Origin of the sequence: Streptomyces inhibens, assembly GCF_022221585.1 — a bacterium.
Taxonomy (GTDB): Bacteria; Actinomycetota; Actinomycetes; order Streptomycetales; family Streptomycetaceae; genus Streptomyces; species Streptomyces inhibens.
In genome coordinates this window covers 5,735,585-5,756,010 of the sequence record NZ_CP084681.1, presented here as the reverse complement: position 1 = coordinate 5,756,010, position 20,426 = coordinate 5,735,585, and the positions used below count along the sequence as shown (strand labels likewise).

The window sequence follows — 20,426 nt, the reverse complement described above, 5'->3', positions numbered from 1 at the left end:
ATGGCCATGATCGATCCGCTCGGAGCGCTCACCGACGCGTTCACCAGCTTCCTGTTCGGGAAGGTGGAGACGACCCGGCTGCCCGTACGCACCTCCACCGGCCAGGCCCAGGCCGTCTATCTGCCCACCGCGGCCCCCGGCCTCGGCGACTCCGGCGTGATCATCGGCCGTGAGGTCTACAGCGGCAAGGGATACATCTACGACCCGTTCCAGCTCTACGGACAGCAGTTGCCCGCCCCGCACTGGCTGGTCCTCGGCGAGTCCGGCAACGGCAAGTCCGCGCTGGAGAAGACGTATGTCCTGCGCCAGTTGAGGTTCCGTGACCGGCAGGTCGTCGTGCTGGACGCACAGGGTGAGGACGGCGTCGGCGAGTGGAATCTCATCGCCCAGGAGCTGGGGATAACCCCCATCCGTCTGGACCCGACCGCCGCCCTCAACGGCGGCATCCGCCTCAACCCCCTCGACCCGTCGATCACCACCACCGGCCAGCTGGCCCTGCTGCGTACGATCATCGAGGTCGCGATGGGCCATGGCCTGGACGAACGCGCCGGCTTCGCGCTGAAGGTCGCGCACGCCTTCGTCAACGAGACCATCACCGACCGGCAGCCCGTCCTGACCGACATCGTCGAGCAGCTGCGGCACCCGGAGGCGGAGTCGGCGGAGGCCATGAATGTCGATATAGACGACGTACGGGCCTGGGGTCTGGATGTGGCGCTGGTCCTCGACCGGCTCGTCGACGGTGACCTGCGCGGCATGTTCGACGGGCCGACGTCGGCGGGCATCGACCTGGACGCGCCGCTGATCGTCTTCGACCTGTCGCACATCGACCGCAACTCCATCGCGATGCCGATCCTGATGGCGATCGTGGGCGTGTGGCTGGAGCACACCTGGATCCGTCCCGACCGGAAGAAGCGGATCTTCCTGGTCGAGGAGGCCTGGCACATCATCAACTCGCCCTTCGTGGCCCAGCTGTTCCAGCGGCTGCTGAAGTTCGGGCGGCGGCTCGGCCTGTCCTTCGTGGCGGTCGTGCACCACCTCAGCGACGTGGTGGACGGTGCGGCCGCACGGGAGGCCGCGGCGATCCTGAAGATGGCCTCGACACGGACCATCTATGCGCAGAAGGCCGACGAGGCACGGGCCACGGGGCGGGTGCTCGGCCTGCCACGCTGGGCGGTGGAGATCATTCCGACCCTCACCCCCGGCATCGCCGTCTGGGACGTCAACGGCAATGTGCAGGTCGTCAAACACCTCATCACCGAGGCCGAACGCCCGCTGGTCTTCACCGACCGGGCGATGACCGAGGCGTCCGCGATGCCGACCGACGAGGCGCGCGCCCTTGAGGCGGCGGCCGACGCCGAGGCCGAGGCGCGCGCCGAGGCGATGGCGATGGAGCGTCAGTGGAGAGACGAGTCGAGCGAGACGGTGGCGTGAGGCGCGGATACGACAACGAACGAGGCGGCCGGGGCTACCGCGACACACCCGCCGGCCGGGGGCGCGGAATCCCCGACTCGCTGCTGGTCGGGCTGCTCGCCTTCCTGCTGGGCCTGACCCTGCTGGTGTGGACCGCGACCGGGCTGGCCGGACTGTTCGCGCACGGCGCCTGGCCCGAGGGCGTCAGCTACTCCGGTACGCCGATGGCCCTGCGCCATCTCGTCTCGGCGCCGCACGACATGGCCGCGGCCTGGCCGGGCGCCCCCAAGGGCCAGCTGTCCGGCTACGGCCTGTTCTGGGGCATCCTCATCGGCGAGCTGATGGTGCTGCTGGTCCTGACGATCTTCGCGTTGGGGACGGTCACCCGCTATCGCGCCGTACGGGCGACGCGGCGGGCGAGGGCCAGGGAGGCCCGCGAGGCGGCCTGGGAGGCGCGGGAGGCCGAACGGGATGCCGAGCGGGAGGCGCGGGACACGCGGAAGGCCCGGGAGACGGGGGCCCGGCCCGTCCGGGAGGCCGCGGCGCCCGCCGAGGACGTGCCGGCCGTCCCGGCGACTCCCGCCCCACCGGCGACCCCGGCCGTGCCCCTGCCCGTCGAACCCGCCGCCACCGGCCCCGTACCGGAACAGCGCACCGCCTCCCCGGTGGCCGCCACCACCCCGCTCGGCGAACCGACCCTGCCCCGGGTGGAGTTCGTCACCGACCGCGGCACCACGCTCGCCGCCGCCATCGCCACCGCGGCCGCCGCCCCCGGCCCACTGATCGTCGCCACCACCGACCCCGCCCTCTGGTCCGAGACCAAGGACGCCCGCGCCAAGCTCGGGCCGCTGCTGACCTACGATCCGACGCACCGCCTCGACACCCCGGCCCGGCTGCGCTGGTCACCGACCTCCGGCTGTACGGACCTCGCCATCGCCACCGCCCGGGCCACCGCCCTGCTGGCTCCGGTACGCCCGGCCGCCGCCGTGGACTCGGCCGTCGCGGAGGCCGCCCAGACCCTGCTGCGCTGCTGGCTGCACGCCGCCGCGGTGGACGGCCGCCCGTTCCGCCAGCTGCACCGCTGGGCCCATGCCACGGGCGCCGCACAGGAGCCCGTACGCATCCTGCGCACCAGCCCGAAGGCGTCCGGCGGCCAGGCCGGCGAGCTGGAGTCGGTGCTCACCGCGCATGCCGAACGCCGCGAGGCGGCCAAGGAGTTGGTCGGCCGGGCGCTCACCGCCCTCTCCTCGATCCATATCCGGGATGCCTGCAATCCACTTCGAGCGGATTCGGTCATCCTTGAATCATTCATCGATGAGGGGGGAACGCTTTACGTGGTAGGCGACCCCATCGAGGATCCGCGTACCGACCCGGGTGCGATGCCCCTGCTCACCGCACTCCTTTCGAGCGTGGTCGAGCACGGCCGCCGCATGGCCGAACGGTCATCTGACGGTCGGCTCGACCCACCACTCACCCTCGTGCTGGACGACATCGCCGCGCTCGCGCCGCTGCCCGCGCTCCCGGGCCTCCTGGAAACCGGCCGTACGCGCGGCCTGCTGACGCTGGCGACCATGCGCTCCCGGGAACAGGCCCGCGCCCGCTGGCCCCATCACTCGCTACCGGTCTGAGCCCTCACCGATCCGTTCCGCGAGGTCCGGCCAGTGTCCGGTGAGGTAGAAGTGGTCGCCGCCGGGGAAGATCCGCATCCGGAAGTCCCCGGTGGTGTGCCCGCGCCATGCGGCCGCGTCCTCGACGGCGACCAGGGGATCGGCGTCGCCGAGCAGCGCGGTGACCGGCGTCCGCAGCGGCGGCCCCGGCCGGTGACGGTAGGTCTCCACGGCCTTGTAGTCGCTGCGCACCACGGGCAGGGCCAGGGCCAGCACCTCCCGGTCCGCCAGCAGTCTGGGGTCGGTGCCCCGGGTCCGCCGGATCTCCTCGACGAGGCCGTGGTCGTCCCGTAGGTGGACGGTGCCGTTGGTGACCCGCGACGGGGCCCAGGCGCTGGAGACGATCAGCCGGACGGGGGCGGCGCCCTCGTGCTCCAGCAGCCGGGTCACCTCGTACGCCACCAGCGCGCCCATGCTGTGCCCCAGCAGCGTCAGCGGCCGGTCGGCGAGCGGTGCCAGCGCCTGGTACGCCCCGGCCGCCAGCTCCGTCAGATCCTCGATCCGCTCCTCGTGGATGCGGTCGTGGCGGCCCGGGTACTGCACCGCCAGCACCTCGTACGGGCGGGCCCGCTCGGGGCGCGAGGCGGCGACGGCCTTGGCGAGCGGCCGGAAGGCGCCCGCGCCGCCGCCGGCGTGCGGAAAGCAGATCACGCTCCCCCAAGCTCTTGAGGAGCAAGGGGGAACCCCCGTGGCCCCGGCCGGACGCCGCCCCAGCCGGCGCAGCCAGGGGCTACATCCCACGGGTGTAGCCCCCGTCGACGGTCAGGCTCTGCGCCGTGATGGCGGCCGCGCGGTCGGACACCAGGAACCCGATCAGCTCCGCGGCCTCCCGCGCCTCGACGAGCCGGCGCAGCGGGATGCTCTTACGGGCCTGGCGCAGCATCCGCGCCGGGTCCGCGCCGATCTCGTCGGCCTGGGCGGCGAGTTCGCGGCGGAGCATGGGGGTGTCGATCCAGCCGGGCAGCACGGCGTTGACCGTGATCCCGCGGGCGGCGAGGTCGAGGGCGAGGCCCTTGGTGTAGCCGATCAGGCCGTGTTTGGAGGCGCAGTAGGCGGTGTTCCGCATCTTTCCGGCCTTGCCGAGGATGGAGGACACATTGACGATGCGTCCCTTGTCGACGAGGTGTTCCAGGCAGGCGGCGGTGACCGCGAAGGTGCCGTGCAGGTTGATGTCGAGCACCCGCAGCCAGGTGGTCTCGTCGTCGGGGCCGTTCTCGTCGGCCACTCCGGCGTTGTTGACGAGAATGTCGAGCTTGCCGGCGGCCCGGAGTTCGGTGCGGAGCCGGGTGCGTACGAGGTCGCGTTCGCGCAGGTCCACGGGGACGGGCACGGCGACCGCGCCCAGCTCGCCCACTTCCTTGACGACGGTGTGCAGTTGGGCGGCGTCCCGGTCCAGCAGGATGAGCCGCGCGGCGCCGGACGCGGCCAGGAGGAGGGCGACCTCGCGGCCGATGCCCTGGGCCGCGCCGGTGACGACGGCGGTCCGGCCGGCGAATTCGCCGGGCGCCGGGGCGTGGTGTGCGTCGTGTTCGCTCATGACCGGCCTCTCACGCCATCTTCAGTCCGCCGTCGACGTGGAGTACCTCGCCCGTCGTGTACGTGTTGCGGGGGCTGGCGAGGTAGGCCACGGCGTCGGCGATCGTCTCGGGTTCGGCGTAGGACTTCACCAGCAGCCGACGCATGATCTCGTCCTCGCCATGGCTGCGGATGGCGTCGGTCATCTCGGTGTTGATCACGCCTGGGGCGACCGCGTTCACCAGGATCCCGCGGGAGGCGAGTTCCACGGCCATCGCCTTGGTGAACGCCTCCAGACCGCCCTTGGCCGCCGCGTAGTTGGACTGGCCCCGGCCGGGCTTGGAGGCGGCGGACGAGGAGATATTGACGATCCGTCCGTACCGCTGACGGAGCATGACGGGCGCCACGGCCTGCACGGTGAGCATCGGGGCGATCAGGTTGGTGGCCAGGACCTGCTCGATGTCCTTGAGGCTCTGGTTGACCAGCAGTTCGTCACGGGTGATCCCGGCGTTGTTGACGAGCACATCGAGCCGCCCGAAGGAGGCGCGTACACCGGTCACGATCGTGTGCGGCACATCGGGGTCGGAGATGTCCCCCTGGTAGAGCGCGACCTTGCGGCCCAGCCCGGCTATCCGCTCGGCGACCTGTTCCGCCTCCGTCGTGGCGCTGCGGTAGTTGAGCGCGATATCGCACCCGGCCTCCGCGAGCCGTACGGCGATCGCGCGGCCGATGCCCCGGCTGCCGCCGGTCACCAGCGCCACCTGGCCTTCGAATTCCATGGCGTCCTCTCGAATCTGTGGGGAGGGCAGGGGTCGGGGAGGGGCGGGTGCCGCGCACGGCCCACCGTGCGCGGCACCCGCGGCTCACACCGAGTGCGCGCTCTTGTAGTCGGCCAGCCGCAGACCGTGCGCCTCGGCCAGCGCCGCGATGTCGATGACCTGTTGGCGGGTGATGTTCCCGTAGGAGTAGTGGTGGTCGATGCCGGCCAGGCCCATCAGCGCGGTCTCGGCCATGCAGGCGAACAGCTGGCCCGCCTCCAGGAAGGCGCGCGCCGAGGGGTGCAGGCTCTCGCCGTTCGGCGTGGCGACGATGCCGCCGAGCATGTACGCCAGGTCGGGCCGTTGTGCGGCCAGTCCGGGCACGGCGTTGTTGGGTACGGCGATATCGCAGATCACCGCGTCCGGCGCGAAGTGCTCGCCGGTCAGGAACGGCTCGGGGTTGTTCGAGGCACACAGCACCAGCTGCGCCTCGCGCAGGGCCGCACCGTCCTGGGTGACCGTCAGGAACGGGTCGGTACCGTAGCGCTCCTCCAGGTACTCGGCGATCGCCCGGCCCCGGCCCGCGTCATCGGCCGACCCCTCGGCCAGCCACTTGGTGATCAGCGGCTCCTCGGCCAACCGCGCCGGAATCCCCGCCAGTTCACCGCCGGCCGTGATCCGCGACCAGCACTCCTGGTAGATGCCGTGCACGGTGTTCCGCAGCCGCCCGGCCGAGCCGTCCCGGCGGCTGCCGACCAGCACGATACGGCGCAGCCGCTCGGCGAACAGCTGGCTGTAGACCGAGGCGATATTGCCGGCCGCGCCGACCACGGCCAGCGTGGCGTCCTCGACCCGCCGGCCGCGGTCCTTGGCACCCCGCTCCATCGCCTGCACGCCCATGGCGACGGTCAGCGCGTTGCCGGAGGTCAGCGCGATGCCCGGGACCTTCAGCGAGGTGCAGTTGTGGGTGACGATGGAGGTGTACATCCCCAGGCCCGCGACCTCGCAGCCGTCCTCGCGTGCCGCCCGCACCCGCTCCTCGATGTCCGCGCGGATCCCCGCGACATCGCCGGTGGCCAGGTAGCGGCCCATCTGCTCGGACCCCACCATCAGCGGGTAGAGGGAGAATTCGACGGCGCTGCCGAGCGGTGAGTCGATCCGGACGCCGGGATAGGGCGCCGCCTTCTTCACCGGGTCCATGCCGAGCACGAAGGAGCGCAGCGCCGCATCGCTCAGGTCGGCCAGCGCCGGGTCCACCTGCCGCAGATGCGCGGGCTCGATGAGGTGGTTGAGGAACGCGACCTTGCGGGTCGGTCCGGTCACCTGGCGCCGCTCGCCCTGCTCGTACCCGGCCACCGCGCCCCGGAAGTCCTTGATCTCCGCGCGCGGTTTGGCGATCCTGCGGTCGCTGGCCGGGTGCACCAGATGCAGGGTGTCCTCGTAGCGCAGGATGCGGCAGAGCCGGTCCAGCGCGCCGCGCAGCCGCTCGATCTCCTCGTCCGTGAGGTACGCGGACGGCTGGATGCGCAGCACATTGCCGGCGCTGCCGGTCGGCGCGATCCGGATGCCTTCCTGCCGCAGCAGATAGCCGGACAGCAGATAGCCGAGCGAGCCGGTGTAGGCGCTGCCGCGCAGCACCATGGAGCGGGCCTGGGCCTGGTCGCGCAGCTGGACGCCGAGGAACAGGCCCTTGCCTCGGACGTCTTCGATGATGTCGGGGTAGGCGGCCTGGAGGTCGGTGAGCATGCCGGTGAGCCGTGCGCCGCGCTCGGTGACCTGCCGGTAGACCTGGCCGTCGTCGGCCTCCAGCATCTCGACGACCTTGTGCGCGATCGACGAGGAGAAGTCGTCCATGGCGAACGTCGAGCTGTGGATCAGGTCGAACTCGCCCTCGTAGAGGGACCGGCGCACCAGCATCGCGGAGATCTTGGCGAGCCCGCCGCCGAGCGATTTGGACAGCGTGTAGTAGTCGCCGCGCAGCCCGATGAGCGAACTGGCCAGGAACGCGCCGCAGCGCCCCATGCCGCTCTGCACCTCGTCGAGGATCAGCGCGGTGCCGACCTTGTTGCAGAACAGCCGGATGGCCCGGCCCTGCTCCGTCGTCAGCGCATGGATTCCGCCCTCGCCCTGCACCGGCTCGACCAGGAACGCGGTGATGGCCGGGAAGTCGCGCTCGACGATCCGCACCCGCCCCTCGTCGATCTCGGTGTCGAGCAGCACCACCCGCTCGTCGTCGGCGATCCGGTCCAGCAGCTCGGGCCGGTCCATGGGCACGAAGCGCACCCGCGCACCGAGGTTCTGGAACGGGGCGCGGAAGCCGCTGTTGTAGGTCAGCTGGACGCTGCCGACGAGCTTGCCGTGGAAGGAGCGCTCCAGCGCCAGGAACAGCGGCCGGGTGCCGATCGCCGCCGCGTTGTGCGCCTCGACCGCGGCCAGCAGCCCGTCGATGCCGTCGGCCTGCGGCGCATGGGCGAGGACCGCCGGCAGCCGGCCGGCGTCCGGGTCGAGGCGGGCCTCGCCGCGGCGTACGGCGTCCCGGGCGGCCTCGGTGTGCGCGGCGATCTCGTCGGCGAGCGCCATGGCCTTGCGCACCCGGACGAGTTCGGCGTGTTTGACGGCCGCCTCGACGGCCTCGGCGCCGCTGTTGCCGAAGGTGGCGAGGTAGGGCTCCTTGACCGAGGTCTCCCGGCGGACGACCTCGCTGAGCGCCGCGCCGAGCCGCCCGGCCTCGCCGCGCAGCGAGAACTGGGCGTGCACGGCCCGGTTCCCGTCCAGCAGGGACCGGGCGTGGGCGACGATCTCGGGGTGGTTGTGGCCGAAGATCAGGGAGCCGTAACCGCCCATCAGGTCGAGGACCGGGATGTCGGCGCCCTGCTCGTCGAGGTGGTAAAGGGTGTTGCCCTCGGCACGGACGTATTCGACGTCCAGCCCCAGCGCGGCGAAGATCCGCCCCATCTCGGGCTGCACGAATGCGGTGAACTGCGACATGGTGTGTGGTCCCCTCGTGGCCCTATGGCGTGTGCGGCCGCTGGACGAGCACGGCTCCCGCGAATCCGTTGAACGTGCTGTGCAGACTCAGTACGGAGTCGATCCGCCGCTTCCTGGGCGTGCCCATGACGAAGTCGGTGCCGTCGTCCGGCGGCGTCCGCAGATGCGCGATCGGCGGCAGCTCGTCCGCCTCGAACAGGGCCGGTGCGAGGGCGAGTTCCGCCAGCGGTCCGGCGGCGCCCAGGGTGCCGGTGACCGGGCGCAGCGAGGCGACCGGGACACCGCTGTCCTTCAGCAGCGCCCGCAGCAGCTCGGCCTCGGCGGCGTCATGGTGGACCGTGCCCTTGCCGTCGGCGAGCACGGCCCCCAGCGTGTCGGGGGTCAGGCCGTGTGCGGCCAGCAGACCGCGGGGCCCTTCGGCGAGGGTGGACGGGCCGATGCCGCTGTCCACCGCGGGCCGCAGCGCGGCGCCCAGGATCTCCACCAGCGGCCGTGCGCCGCGCCGTGCGGCGTCCCCGGCCCGCTCCAGTACGAGCGCGACCGCGCCCTCGGCGAGGACCGTACCGTCCCGTTCGGCGTCGAAGCTGCGCAGCGCCGCGCCGCCGCGGCCGCCCGCGCTCAGATGCCCGGCGCGGTACTGCGCCGCCAGCTTCAAGGGCTCGTTGAAGCTGCCCGCGCCGACCACCAGGGCGGTGTCGCAGAGGCCCTGGCGGAGGGTGAAGGCGGCCCGCTGCAGGGCACCGAGCGCGGCGCCGGCGTCCTGGACGAACGCGGCGCAGTCGCCGCGGAACCGCTGGGCGATGCTGATCAGCGCGAGGGTGTTGTTGTTGAGCGCCCTGATGACGGTGAACGGATTGAAGGTGGCCGCGTTGCCGAACGCCTCCGCCACCAGGCGCTGCAGATCCACCCCCGCCTGCGCCGACGGGTCCGAGCGGGCCTTGTCGAGGGCCTTGTGGAAGGCCGCGGCGCTCAGCTCCGTGGAGTCGTCCTGGGCGACATAGAGCCCGCGCCGCTCCTCGGGGATCGCCTGCCAGCCCTCCCCCGCCGCGTCCATGGCGTCCTGCGCGGCGAGGACCGCGTTGAAGGTGAACGGGGTGCCGAACTTCCGCAGTTTGTGGGGGACGCTGTCCCGGCTCTGCTGCTGGAGTTCGTCGGGGACATGGCCGAAGTGGGTGATCTTCCGGGTCCGTACGTAGGGGTCCCGGTAGGGGGAGAGCGCCGGCTGCGCCTCCCGCCAGGCCGACCACAGGGCCTGCGGGCCGCGCCCTGTGGGCAGCACCGCACCGATGCCGGTCACCACGATCGCGTCATCGGAAGGGTTCGTTGTCGGGATGTCAGTGCTCATAACCACGCACCACCAGACTGGCGTTGAGACCGCCGAAGCCGAAGGAATTGCTCACTGCCACCGACACCTCCTGGTGCCGGGCCTTGTCAGGGACGTAGTCGAGATCGCAGGCCGGATCCGGGTTCTCCAGATTCAGCGTCGGGGGCACGATGCCGTCCCGTACGGACAGCACGGTGGCGATCAGCTCGGGCGCACCGGCGGCGGCGATCAGATGGCCGAGCATGGTCTTGTTGGCGGTGACCGCCAGCTTCCGGTAGTGCCCGCCACCGGCGAAGACGTCCTTGATCGCACGGGTCTCGATCGGGTCGTTCAGCGGGGTCGAGGTGCCGTGCGCATTGACCGAGTCCACCTCGCCCGGCTCCACCGCACCGTCGGCGAGCGCCCGGCTCATCGCCAGCGCGGCGCCCTTGCCCTCCGGATGCGGGGCGGTGACCTGGTACGCGTCGAGGGAGCTGCCGAAGCCGGCCACCTCCGCGTAGATCTCCGCGCCGCGCCGCCGGGCGCTCTCCTCGCTCTCCAGCACCAGCATCGCCGCGCCCTCCGCGGCCACCAGACCGCTGCGGTCCCGGTCGAAGGCGCGGCACAGCCGGTCCCCGAACAGCTCGGACGTCGACGGCGCACCGAGCAGATGGAGGCCGGTCATGGTGGGCAGATTCAGCACCGAGTCGGCGCCGCCCACCAGCATCGCGTCCACCTCACCGCGCCGGATCATGCGGAATCCATGGCCGATGGCGTGGGTGGCCCCGGCGCAGGCGGTGCTGAAGTTGAGCGCCGGCCCGCGCAGCCGGTGACGGGCCGCGATCCCGGTGGCCGGCGCGTCATTGGTGCAGAACAGGCCGCTGGCGCGGTCGAGTTCGGCGCGCCGGGCATAGAGCGCCTGCCAGCTCGGCCGGCCGTCCTCGCCGAAGGCGGCAAGGAGTTCGTAGGGGTCACGCTCCGGTACGCCCGAACCGACGGCCGTGCCGACCCGCCCCACCGGGCGCCCGGCGCCGGCAGCGGTGTCGATGCCGGCGTCGGCCAGCGCCTGCCCGGCGGCCGCCAGCCCGAACCGCATCCGCCGCTCCATCGGCCGGTCCAGGCCGTCGTCGGCGCCGTGACGCAGCGCGAACGCCTCGTCGTCGACCGGCGCCGCATAGCGCACCGGGAAGTCCTCGATACCGGGCAGCTGCCAGGCGCGGATCGCCGAGCGCCCCTCGCGCAGCCCCTCCCACATGGTCTGCCAGTCGAGCCCCAGTCCGCAGACGGCGCCCAGTCCGGTCACCACGACGCGGCGGGTCATGTCCCGGCTCCTTCCAGTACGACGGCGCACACCTGACCGCGCGCACCACAGGCCAGCACCAGCGCCCGGGGGACCGGCAGCGCCTCCTCCCGCACCGCGCCGCCGTCGGCCGCCAGGCGCCGGCCGCCGGCCAGGCCGTGGAGTGCCAGCAGCACATGGGCCAGCGGGTGGGCGGGTCCGAGCACACCGGTGGCAGGCTCGGTGCCGATCACCGCGGGCCGCTCGGCGGCACCCGCGAAGACCTGGTCGAGCGCGGCGCGCTGGGCCTGTTCACCGGCCGCCGTCCACACGGCGTCCGGCAGCACCCAGCCGATGCCGTCGGCGTCGGTACGGGCCATCTCCAGCGCCGTGTGCACGGCCTCGGCGATCGCCGCCGTACGGTCCGCGCCCTCCGCGCCGAACGCCCGCCCGTAGCCGGCCAGCCGGACCGCTGCCGTCCCGCCGTGCTCCGACACGTCCTGTAATACGGGCACGTCCTCGGCCCGCGCGGCGAGCAGGAAGGCGGCCCCCTCGCCCGGTGTGGCGCCGTTCCAGCCCAGCTCCTCGTACTGCGGGAACAGCAGCGGATGCACCTTGGGGCTGACCGCTCCGACGACGGCCGCCTCGTTCTCACCTTCGGCGACCGAGAGCACCCCGTCGATCAGTGCCTCCAGCCCCGCGTCGGAGAACGGCGAGTACGCGGCCATCGCCCCGGTCAACCCGAAGGCGGCCGAAATATGGGCGGCGGCGGTGCTGTTGAGGTGGGAGAGCCCGCTGAACGGCGGAACCTCCCGGGCGTAGAGCGCCGCCACCCGGTCCGGTGAGCCGGCGGCCGCGCGCAGCCCGTCGAGCGCCGTGAAACGCAGCAACTCCTCGTCCACCGTTGGCAGTCCGAGATAGAGCCCCCAGCGCTCACCGCCCACCGGACCGCGCCCGGCCGGCCCGGCCAGCGACAGCCGGGCGCCGTAGAGCGCCATCCGGGCCTGCTTCTCCGAGGTACGCAGCACCCTTCGGTGCACGCCCAGCGTGGCGGCATCGGGGTCGTCGACGAGGAAGACGGTGTCCGTCCCGGGCCACGGCCCGGAGGCGACCTCGTACGGCCGGCCGGTGTCCTTGCCGGCCACCAGGGCCTCCCACAGGGACGCCGGATCCACCCCCGCCGCCGTGTATAAGCCGGGTGCGGTCAGCCGCACCGCATCAAGATTCGTCATCGGTGCGCTCACCCCGCCTGGGCCAGGATCAGGGAACAGTTCTGGCCGCCGAAGCCGAAGGAGTTCGACAACACGGCGGTCACCGGCGTACTGCGCTGCTCGGTGACGATGTCCAGCCCGCGCGTCACCTCGTCGGGTTCGGCGAAGTTGAGGGTCGGCAGTACGGACTGCCGCTGCAGACTGAGCACCGAGAGCACCGCTTCCGCCGCGCCGCTGTTGGCCAGGGAGTGCCCCATGGCCGACTTGTTGCCGGTGACCGGGATACCGGCGGCCCGCTCCCCGAACACGAGGTGCAGGGCCGCGGCCTCGCAGGTGTCGTTGGCCTCGGTCGAGGTGCCGTGCGCATTGACATGGTCGATGTCGCCCGGGGTGAGCCCGGCGTCCGTGAGGGCGGCCCGCATGCACTCCGCGTAGTCCGAGCCGTCCCGCGAACTGGACGTCATCTTCACCGCCTCGGTCACCCCCGCGTAGCCGGCGACCCGGGCCAGGATGCGGGCGCCGCGGGCCTCGGCGTGCGCCCGCGACTCCAGCACCAGGAACGCGGCGCCGTCGCCGATGACGAACCCCGAGCGGTCCTTGTCGAAGGGGCGGCTGATCCGCCCGGCGTCCTGCCCGTCGGCGGGTGCGAGCGCGCCCACCCCGTAGAAGGCGGTGACGGAGGTGAGCGTCGTCAGGCTCTCGGCGCCGCCGGCGAGCGCCACATCGAGCGCGCCGCTGCGGATGTAGCGGTAGGCGCTGCCGATCGCCATCCCGCCCGCGGCGCAGGCGTCCGCATGTGTCTCCAGGACACCGGCCGCGCCGAAGTAGTCGGCCAGCCGCACGGTGGCGGTGTCCGGCTGGATCCGCTCGTAGCGCTCGGCGTCGGGCCCGTCCGCGTCCAGATAGCCGTCCAGGTCCAGTGCGCCGGCCGCGAAGTTCACATGGCCGGCCAGGCCGGCGAGTTCGGCCGGCTCCATGACCATCCGGTTGCAGGCGAGGAAGACGCCGCCGCGCTCGGTGTCGAGCCGCCGCGGCAGCCCGCTGCGCTCCCAGGCCTGGGCGGCGGCGTGCCAGGCGAGGGTGCCGGCCGGTCCCAGGGATCCGGCCTCCTCGGGCACCGCGTCCTCCAGGGCCGTCCTGACCCCGGGGTCGATATGCGCCGAGACGGCGCAGGGCACGCCCCACTCCTTGTGGAGCGGGTGCTCGGTGATGAGCGTGTGCCCCTGCGCGAGATGGTCGAACAACGACTCGGGGTCGGTCAGCCGGCCGGCGACCAGGCCGATGCCGGTCACCACGACCTCCTGGCCGTCCCCGGTGGGTATGTGGGGGTTCACTTGTTGCTTTCCTTTCGCACGACTCGCACGACAAGCGACGCCTTCCGCACAGGCATCCGCGTCAGCCGACGGGCTGGGCGTGCCCCAGCACCTCCAGCGCCGTACGGACACCGTCGGCCATCACCTCGTCGCCGGTGGCCGGCTCCAGCGCGGCACCGCAACCCGCGCACTGGGCCTTGCCGGAGACGGCGATCTGCGCCTTGTCGGCGGCGCACTCGGTGCACGCCTCGGGGAGGTGGTCGAAGATCGTGTGGGTGAAGGCGGCCCAGTGCGCGCTGGTGGCCGCCGCGGCGACCTCGTACGGACGCATACCGGCGTGCACCTGCTCCACGGAGTAGCCGAACGCGCTGCGCCGCAGCACCGCGGCAGCCAGTTCGGAGATCCCGCCCCGGTCGTCGTAGAGCTGCTCCGAACCGCCGAGCGCCGTCGCCAGCAGGTCGAGCACATTCGACTTGGGCAGCGCCACGCCGAGCTTGGTCTCCATCTCGAAGCGGAATTCGACCAGGTCGAGCGATTCGGCGCCGAGGTCGGCGACAAGGGTGGCGTCCGGGGTGATCTCGTCGGTGCTGCTGCCCAGCACCTGGGCCAGGCCCTCTCGCACAATCTCGTGGATCTGCTCTGTCTCGAAGGGGTTCTGCATGGTTCTCTCCTCGTTTCTGAGCACTCGGAAGCCACCTTTTACCAGCCATGGAAAAGGCTGGAAAACGGCAGCAGAAAATGACATCACGAAAGGCTGGAAAACCGACGGCAAAGGAAACCGGACACGGCAAAGCCTGTCCACGCAAGCCGTTCAGAAATTCACTTCAGGGACGCCGGAGCCGACTACCGGCCGGTTCCCGACGCATGAGTTGAATGAGTTGACGAACGCCCGTCAAAGGTCACAAGTCGCCGTTGTGCCAGCGCACTCGACCTACGGGCACAGAAGACCGGGACACACTTCCACACAGCGGGAGGTCCCGTTTTCAGACACCGATGAAGCCGCTACACATGCCATCCCCCGTAGCAAATGATCCCCCGATACCTGCATTCACAGGAACAGGCCACATTTATTCGGCGAGCACCTCGTCGTACTCCCCCACAAGGCCTGCACCGCCCCCTCGGGAGGCGCGATAAAAACGTTACCAGAGCCACATAGGGGCGTCACGAGAATGTGCGATAGGTCACGTGACCAAGTCGCCTCCCGAAGGGGTCAACGACAAAAGTTCCGTGGTATTGGAAAACTTAACGGGGGATTCACATTCCGGCGGTTTTGTTTCCCCGGCCGACCATCCGCTCGTCTTGCAACCGCCGCGCATACGCCGACAGCAACCGCCCCTGATTCACACTCACCGCACCGACCAGCCGCCCCTCGCGGTAGTGCGCCACCAGCACCGCATCGACGGCCGGATCCCCCGCCTCGACCACCGTCCGGTCCCCGGTACCCGGCAGACCGACCGACTTGATCCGCAGCCCGAACGCCGCCGTCCAGAACGAGGGGACATGGTCGTACGGCTCGGCCGCCGCCGGCCCGGCCAGCAGATTGCGCGCGGCCAGCTCACCCTGCGCGGCCGCATTGCTCCAGTGCTCCAGCGCGACCGGCCCGTCCGCCGCCCGCACCGCATCGCACCACGCGGCGTCCCCGGCCACCACCACACCCGGATCCGGCGCGCCCGCCCCGCCCGCGGTCCGGGCGAACAGCCGCTCATCACAGTGGATCCGGCCGGCCGGCAACGCCAGCCCCGACCCCGCCAACCAGCCGGTCGCCGGCACCATCCCGATCGCCACCACCACCAGCACCGCCGGCAGCACACTCCCGTCGACGAGCTCCACAGCCGCGACCCGGCCACCGTTGTCGCGAAAACCCCGCACCCCGGTCCCCAGCCGCACCACGACCCCCGCCCGGCCCGCGGCCTTTGCCACCACCCCGGAAACCGTCCCGCCCAGCGCCCGCAACGGCCGGCCGAACGGCTCCACCAGCGTGACCCGCACCCCGAGCCCGCTCAGCGACGACGCCAGCTCCACCCCGACGAACCCCGCCCCGACGATGACCACCTCATGGGCCCCACCGTCCACCGCGGCACGCAGCCTCCGGACATCATCGAGCCCCCGCACCGTCAGCACCCCGGCCGGCGGCACCGCCCCTGACCAGGCCCTGGCCTTGGCCCCGGGCGCCAGCACCACCCCGTCGTACGGCAGCTCCACACCATCGGCCAGCCGCACCCGGCGCCGCTCCCGGTCCAGACCGACGGCCGCGGTCCCCCGGATCCAGCGGGCGCCGAAGTCCTCGGCGCCCGCCAGCCGGATGTCGGACTCCGACATCGTCCCGGAGAGCACCTGCTTGGTCAGCGGCGGCCGGTCGTAAGGCAGTTCACGCTCGTCCGACACCACCGTCAGCCGGCCGGAGAACCCCTGCGCCCGCAGCGACTCACCGGCCCGCACGCCCGCCAGACCCGCCCCCACCACGACGACCTCGCGCAAGGTTCAGGACTCCTCGACCGAAATGGCCCGCACCGGGCACGCCCGCGCCGCGGCCGCCACCTTGCCCGCCAGCTCCCGCGCCGGCTCCGGCGCCACCACCAGCCGCTCATCGTCATCGAGCGCGAACACCTCGGGCGCCACCAGGGCACACTGCCCCAGCCCGTCGCACAGCTCGTCATCCACCGTGATCTTCATCTGTCCCCCCCACTCCCTTACGGCAGAACCCCGATGCTCAGCGCGCGTACCGCAGCGGCAGCTCGACCGGACCGCGGATCGCGTCCGACGGCAGCCAGCGCACCTCATCGGCCGGTACCGCGAGTTCAAGCGTGCTGAAGCGCTGCAGAATCTCCGTCAGCGCGATCGTCGCCTCCTGGCGGGCCAGCCGCTGCCCCAGGCAGAAGTGCGGCCCCATCCCGAACGCGACATGCTGCGCGGTCGCCCGGCCGATGTCGAAGGAGTGCGGATCGGCCCGCACCTCGGTATCGCGATTGGCCGCGTTCAGCAGGAAGCGGACCAGCTCCCCCTTGCGGATCGTGACGCCACCGGCCTCGATGTCCTCCGTCGCGACCCGGTTGACCGTGGTCATGGCCGAGCCCCGGAACCGCAGCGCCTCCTCCACCGCCGCGCCGACCAGCGACGGATCGCGGCGCAGCGCGGCCAGCTGCTCGGGATGGGCCAGCAGATCGTGCAGCGCATTGGCCAGCAGATTGGTGACCGTGTCATGGCCGGCGATCAGCAACACCGCGGCGAACGACGACAGTTCCGCATCGCTCAGCGCACTCCCGTCGTCGAACCGGGCGGCGATCAGCTCACTGAGCAGATCCTCGGTGGGCCGCTCCCGCTTGGCACCGATCAGCCCGATGCAGTAACTGAACAGCTCCACGGCCGCCGCCTGCATCGCCTCCCCGACGGCGCGGCAGAGATGTCCATCGCCCACTTACGGAACGGATCCCGGTCCTCCGCCGGTACCCCCAGCAGCTCACAGATCACCTCCAGCGGCATCGGATAGGTGAACTCCTCGATGAAGTCCGCCGTACCGCGCTCCCCCAGCTCGTCCAGCAGCTGCCGGGTGATCTCCACGATCCGCGGCTCCAGCTGCCGTACCGCCCGCGAGGCGAACGCCGCGCTCACCAGCCGGCGGTTTTGGGCATGCCCGGGGTCGTCCTGCTCCAGGAGCATCACGGCCATCCCCGGGACCAGCGCCCCGTGCGGCGCATGGGTGTGCACATCGTTGGACAGCCGCGGATCGCTCAGCAGCTCACGCGTCAGCGCCGCACCGAGCACCGTCCAGGTCTCCTGCTGATTCAGCTGACGGGTACGGATGATGCCCTGGCTCTTGGCGAGCCGGTCGAGCTCCCGCTCCAGCCCCGCCGTCGCGGCGAGCTCGGCCAGGTCCACTACCTCGGTCATACAAGATCCCCCCTAAGTGAATTCACCTCTGACGGCGCACCGACGGGCCCGCCGTACGGCACGGACCGGACCGCCGTACGACACCGACCGGACCGCCGTACGACACCGACCGGACCGCCGTACGACACCGACCGGACCGCGCCCCCGCCCGCCCGGCGCTCAGTCCCGGAGCAACCGCACGGCAAACTGCGCGAGTTGCGCATCCATCGCGGCCGACCGGCTGCCGGCGATACCCGACCGCATCAAGGCCGCCCCTTCGACCAGCGCGACAAAGGTCTCGGCCCTGGCCCGGCAGAACTCGCCCGACCAGTCCGGCCGCCCCTGCTGGACGAACGCCTCCACATGCGCGACGTACTTCCGGTAGAACTCCCGGACCACCGTGGCGATCTCGTCATCCCGCGCGGCCAGCGCCCACACCTCGACATAGAGCCGCACCAGCTGCGGATCCTCCTGCTCGGCGAGGACCACCGCCACCACCTCGTCAGGGTTCGCCGGCCCCTCCGGAGTGCCGATGGCCGACGGGTCGTCGCGCACCATCCGCAGCCCCGTCGTCTCGGCCAGCCGCTCCAGCGAACGGTCCAGCGCCCGCTCCAGCACCGCCTTGATCAAATCGGCCCGGGTCGGGAAGTAGTGCTGCAGATGCCCGACCCGCACCCCGGCCTCACCGGCGATGGCCCGCAGCGAGGCATCCGCCCCCTTGGCCACCAGCACGGCCTCGGCCGCATCCAGCAGACTCGTCCGCCGAATGCTGCCCTGCCGCGTCAGCGTCGAGCCCTTCCCGGCGCCCGGCTCCTTCTCCTCGCTCATGCCACCTCGACCTTGACGCCCGCCTTCTCCAAGACGGGAACGACATCCTGCGGCACCGGCGTCATCTCGGGGAACACCACCCCACGAGGCGCCTTTGCACCGTCCTCACCCAGCACCCGGCGCAGCCCCAACAGCCCGCCCAGCGCCGTGAGATGGGCCTGCCCGGCCGGATCGGTGACCGTCGCCGTACGCCGCTCGCCACTGCGCCCGCGCACATCGATCCGCAAGAGAGCGCTGCCGCCCTCACCCGGCGAGTACAGCATCGACCGCCGCGTGGACTCGAACCGATCCCCACGCCCCCACCGGAAGAACCCGGTCCGCTTGAGCGCCAGCAAGGTGGACGTCGACGAGTTGGCGCTGAAGCCGATCCGCGTGATCGCCGTATCCACCCCGAGCACCAACGGCAGGGTGAACTGCTCCGGCGTATCGATCCGCGCCACCTTGGTCCGATGCCCACCGATGCTGACCGTCCCGGCCCCGCTCAGCGGCATGATCATCCGCCGCTGCCCGCCCTCGGTCACCTCGTAATCGAGCCCGAGCCGGTCCATGAACTCCACCGAGTCCGTGCCCGCCCGGTCCTTGAGGTCATACCGAATGGCGATCTCCACCGCGGCCGCCCCACCGAGCTCACGCGCCAGCGCCGCGGCGACCAGCCCGGTCACCCCACCCATCCAGCTCGACGACAGCAGCACAGGAGCCGTGGGCGGCGTCACGGCCGCCACCGCGGTGGCCCGCTGCAGCCGCGCCGTCCATCGCGTGATGTCCACGTACGGGACACCGCCACGGATCGCGGCCAACAGCACCCGGTCATCAGGGTCGTTCACCGTACTGATCACGGCACGGACCTTCGCCGTGAAGGGCTCCGGATCACTCAGATCCCAGCGCTGGAGCGACGCACCCACCTCATCGGCGAGCGCACGTCCACGCTCCGGGGTACGCCCCGTGAGCAGCAAGGGCCACGAGGGCGCCGCGAGCCGGGTCAGATCTCCGCCGACGGTGCCATAACCGCCCACCACGAGCACCGGGCCTGTCAGATCAAGCTGGATGTCATCGTCCACACGAGGCAGACTAGGTCACGCGACCTAGAAACACAACGCCATCCCTCCCCACCACGTCACCAGCCCCACCCACCACCAACTCACCTGCGAAAACGAGGAATTGCCAGATGCTGATCGAGGCCGTCCTGCCCCCCGGCGCGCTGGGCGAAGACACCTTCGGCGACCCCGCCCCCACACCCGCCCTCTTCCCGACCGAGCAACAGGCCATCGCCCACGCCGGAGCCAAACGCCGCCACGAATTCACCACCACCCGCCACTGCGCCCACCGCGCCCTCGCCCGCCTCGGCCTCCCCCCGACCCCCCTCCCGCCGTCCCCCTCCGGCGCCCCCACCTGGCCCCCCGGCATCACCGGCAGCCTCACCCACTGCGCCGGCTACCGCGCAGCCGCCGTCGCCCACACCACCGACATCCCCCACCTAGGAGTCGACGCCGAACCCCACGCCCCCTTACCCCCCTCCGTACGCAACGGCATCACCTCCCCCACCGAACGCACCCACCTACGCCAACTCCACACCGCCCGCCCGGACATCCACTGGGACCGCCTCCTCTTCAGCGCCAAGGAATCCCTCTACAAGGCCTGCTCCCCCCTGGCCCCCCGCCCCCTTCACTTCGAGGACGCCGAAATCACCTTCACCCCCCACACCCACACCTTCACCGCCCACCTCCTCCCCCACCCCCAAACCCCCACCCCAACAACCACAACCACCCCCCTAACCGGCCACTGGCACACCTCCCACCACATCCTGGTAACCGCCGTAACCATCCCCCACACACCCACAACACGCCCCTTGACCTGGGAGACGCTGACAGCTCAAAGATGAGCCCCCGTGAACCACCTGACCGAAAGCCCCCACGGTGACGACGCACCCGGCATCACCCAAATGCAGCTGACTGCCTGGCTCCCGACCTATCCCAACGAGAAGGCGGAAATCGACGAAGCATGGATCCGCAACCAGCGCGGCACCGTCACCTCCGCCGAGGGAATCACCCAGCGGCAGGAATGCATCGCCGCTGCCGAGCGCCGACCCGATCAGTTCTTCTGCCGCCTTGTGCGCTCCCGGAACGAGATCGTCGGCCTCCTCTGCGGACGCCGCGAGGAACCGGTCCATTCCTACCGGCGCTACGGCTTCGAAGCCACAGGCGAGCGGCGACTATGGCGCGACAAGCTCCCGAACATGCGCATGGCCCGAGCCGGCGAGCCGCCTGGCAAAAACCCCTGAACGCAGAAA

The 20,426-nt window shown here is 71.5% G+C and carries 19 protein-coding genes; 4 read left to right on the top strand and 15 right to left on the bottom strand.

Features of this window, described 5'->3' with window-relative positions; all coding sequences use genetic code 11:
- The first annotated feature begins 6 nt into the window (after positions 1-6).
- Together KI385_RS26245 and KI385_RS26240 are read left to right on the top strand one after the other, a co-directional pair.
- The gene (locus KI385_RS26245) at positions 7-1,431 is read left to right on the top strand and encodes an ATP-binding protein (protein WP_128509929.1); all 1,425 of its coding nucleotides are present in this window, start codon (positions 7-9) and stop codon (positions 1,429-1,431) included.
- Positions 1,428-3,038, top strand: coding sequence for a type IV secretory system conjugative DNA transfer family protein (locus KI385_RS26240; RefSeq protein ID WP_238574629.1), 1,611 nt, complete (start codon positions 1,428-1,430; stop codon positions 3,036-3,038). Before KI385_RS26245 ends, KI385_RS26240 begins: the two co-directional genes overlap by 4 nt.
- Here KI385_RS26240 and KI385_RS26235 read toward each other — a convergent pair.
- The 15 genes from KI385_RS26235 to KI385_RS26165 form a co-directional block, all read right to left on the bottom strand.
- Positions 3,027-3,728, bottom strand: coding sequence for a thioesterase II family protein (locus tag KI385_RS26235; protein ID WP_238574628.1), 702 nt, complete (start codon positions 3,726-3,728; stop codon positions 3,027-3,029). The two genes, KI385_RS26240 and KI385_RS26235, sit on opposite strands and share 12 nt — an antisense overlap.
- Positions 3,729-3,807: 79 nt before the next feature.
- A complete protein-coding gene (locus KI385_RS26230) occupies positions 3,808-4,614 on the bottom strand; it encodes an SDR family NAD(P)-dependent oxidoreductase (RefSeq protein WP_238574627.1) in 807 nt (268 codons plus the stop codon).
- A gap of 10 nt (positions 4,615-4,624) precedes the next feature.
- Complete coding sequence (locus KI385_RS26225) at positions 4,625-5,371, bottom strand: 3-oxoacyl-ACP reductase family protein (protein WP_238574626.1); 747 nt, start codon at positions 5,369-5,371, stop codon at positions 4,625-4,627.
- Between the two features lie 84 nt (positions 5,372-5,455).
- Positions 5,456-8,338 carry an aminotransferase class III-fold pyridoxal phosphate-dependent enzyme gene (locus tag KI385_RS26220; RefSeq protein WP_238574625.1) on the bottom strand — a complete coding sequence of 961 codons (2,883 nt, stop codon included), beginning with the start codon at positions 8,336-8,338 and terminating at the stop codon, positions 5,456-5,458.
- A 22-nt stretch (positions 8,339-8,360) separates the two neighbouring features.
- Complete coding sequence (locus KI385_RS26215) at positions 8,361-9,683, bottom strand: beta-ketoacyl synthase N-terminal-like domain-containing protein (RefSeq protein ID WP_238574624.1); 1,323 nt, start codon at positions 9,681-9,683, stop codon at positions 8,361-8,363.
- On the bottom strand, positions 9,673-10,962 hold the full coding sequence (locus tag KI385_RS26210; RefSeq protein WP_238574623.1) for a beta-ketoacyl-[acyl-carrier-protein] synthase family protein: 1,290 nt from the start codon (positions 10,960-10,962) through the stop codon (positions 9,673-9,675). The genes KI385_RS26215 and KI385_RS26210 overlap by 11 nt, the downstream gene beginning before the upstream one ends.
- On the bottom strand, positions 10,959-12,152 hold the full coding sequence (locus KI385_RS26205) for a beta-ketoacyl synthase N-terminal-like domain-containing protein (protein ID WP_238574622.1): 1,194 nt from the start codon (positions 12,150-12,152) through the stop codon (positions 10,959-10,961). Before KI385_RS26205 ends, KI385_RS26210 begins: the two co-directional genes overlap by 4 nt.
- Before the next feature lie 8 nt (positions 12,153-12,160).
- A complete protein-coding gene (locus KI385_RS26200; RefSeq protein ID WP_238574621.1) occupies positions 12,161-13,465 on the bottom strand; it encodes a beta-ketoacyl-[acyl-carrier-protein] synthase family protein in 1,305 nt (434 codons plus the stop codon).
- Positions 13,466-13,526: 61 nt separating this feature from the next.
- Positions 13,527-14,105, bottom strand: coding sequence for an acyl carrier protein (locus KI385_RS26195; RefSeq protein WP_238574620.1), 579 nt, complete (start codon positions 14,103-14,105; stop codon positions 13,527-13,529).
- Positions 14,106-14,698: 593 nt separating this feature from the next.
- Complete coding sequence (locus KI385_RS26190; protein ID WP_238574619.1) at positions 14,699-15,922, bottom strand: NAD(P)/FAD-dependent oxidoreductase; 1,224 nt, start codon at positions 15,920-15,922, stop codon at positions 14,699-14,701.
- 3 nt (positions 15,923-15,925) lie between these two features.
- Entirely contained in the window at positions 15,926-16,117 is a 192-nt protein-coding gene (locus KI385_RS26185; protein WP_238574618.1) for a ferredoxin, read from the bottom strand.
- 37 nt (positions 16,118-16,154) lie between these two features.
- Entirely contained in the window at positions 16,155-16,805 is a 651-nt protein-coding gene (locus KI385_RS26180; RefSeq protein WP_238574617.1) for a cytochrome P450, read from the bottom strand.
- Positions 16,775-17,332 (bottom strand): cytochrome P450, encoded by a 558-nt coding sequence (locus tag KI385_RS26175; protein WP_238574616.1) that lies wholly within the window; start codon positions 17,330-17,332, stop codon positions 16,775-16,777. The genes KI385_RS26180 and KI385_RS26175 overlap by 31 nt, the downstream gene beginning before the upstream one ends.
- 159 nt (positions 17,333-17,491) lie before the next feature.
- Positions 17,492-18,139, bottom strand: a complete 648-nt coding sequence (locus KI385_RS26170) for a TetR/AcrR family transcriptional regulator (RefSeq protein WP_238574615.1) — start codon at positions 18,137-18,139, stop codon at positions 17,492-17,494.
- On the bottom strand, positions 18,136-19,197 hold the full coding sequence (locus KI385_RS26165; RefSeq protein WP_238574614.1) for a saccharopine dehydrogenase family protein: 1,062 nt from the start codon (positions 19,195-19,197) through the stop codon (positions 18,136-18,138). Before KI385_RS26165 ends, KI385_RS26170 begins: the two co-directional genes overlap by 4 nt.
- A 107-nt stretch (positions 19,198-19,304) precedes the next feature.
- Here KI385_RS26165 and KI385_RS26160 point away from each other — a divergent pair, with 107 nt between their 5' ends.
- Positions 19,305-20,018, top strand: a complete 714-nt coding sequence (locus KI385_RS26160) for a 4'-phosphopantetheinyl transferase family protein (RefSeq protein ID WP_281066904.1) — start codon at positions 19,305-19,307, stop codon at positions 20,016-20,018.
- Positions 20,019-20,024: 6 nt separating this feature from the next.
- On the top strand, positions 20,025-20,417 hold the full coding sequence (locus tag KI385_RS26155) for a hypothetical protein (protein ID WP_238574613.1): 393 nt from the start codon (positions 20,025-20,027) through the stop codon (positions 20,415-20,417).
- The last annotated feature ends 9 nt before the right edge of the window (positions 20,418-20,426 follow it).

Bases quoted from the DNA above. Each gene is read 5' to 3' on its own strand.
- KI385_RS26160 (WP_281066904.1), top strand. From the start codon at position 19,305: ATGCTGATCGAGGCCGTCCTGCCCCCCGGCGCGCTGGGCGAAGACACC.
- KI385_RS26220 (WP_238574625.1), bottom strand. From the start codon at position 8,338: ATGTCGCAGTTCACCGCATTCGTGCAGCCCGAGATGGGGCGGATCTTC.
- KI385_RS26225 (WP_238574626.1), bottom strand. From the start codon at position 5,371: ATGGAATTCGAAGGCCAGGTGGCGCTGGTGACCGGCGGCAGCCGGGGC.
- KI385_RS26210 (WP_238574623.1), bottom strand. From the start codon at position 10,962: ATGACCCGCCGCGTCGTGGTGACCGGACTGGGCGCCGTCTGCGGACTG.
- KI385_RS26175 (WP_238574616.1), bottom strand. From the start codon at position 17,332: ATGACCGAGGTAGTGGACCTGGCCGAGCTCGCCGCGACGGCGGGGCTG.
- KI385_RS26230 (WP_238574627.1), bottom strand. From the start codon at position 4,614: ATGAGCGAACACGACGCACACCACGCCCCGGCGCCCGGCGAATTCGCC.
- KI385_RS26215 (WP_238574624.1), bottom strand. From the start codon at position 9,683: ATGAGCACTGACATCCCGACAACGAACCCTTCCGATGACGCGATCGTG.
- KI385_RS26170 (WP_238574615.1), bottom strand. From the start codon at position 18,139: ATGAGCGAGGAGAAGGAGCCGGGCGCCGGGAAGGGCTCGACGCTGACG.
- KI385_RS26205 (WP_238574622.1), bottom strand. From the start codon at position 12,152: ATGACGAATCTTGATGCGGTGCGGCTGACCGCACCCGGCTTATACACG.
- KI385_RS26195 (WP_238574620.1), bottom strand. From the start codon at position 14,105: ATGCAGAACCCCTTCGAGACAGAGCAGATCCACGAGATTGTGCGAGAG.
- KI385_RS26245 (WP_128509929.1), top strand. From the start codon at position 7: ATGATCGATCCGCTCGGAGCGCTCACCGACGCGTTCACCAGCTTCCTG.
- KI385_RS26185 (WP_238574618.1), bottom strand. From the start codon at position 16,117: ATGAAGATCACGGTGGATGACGAGCTGTGCGACGGGCTGGGGCAGTGT.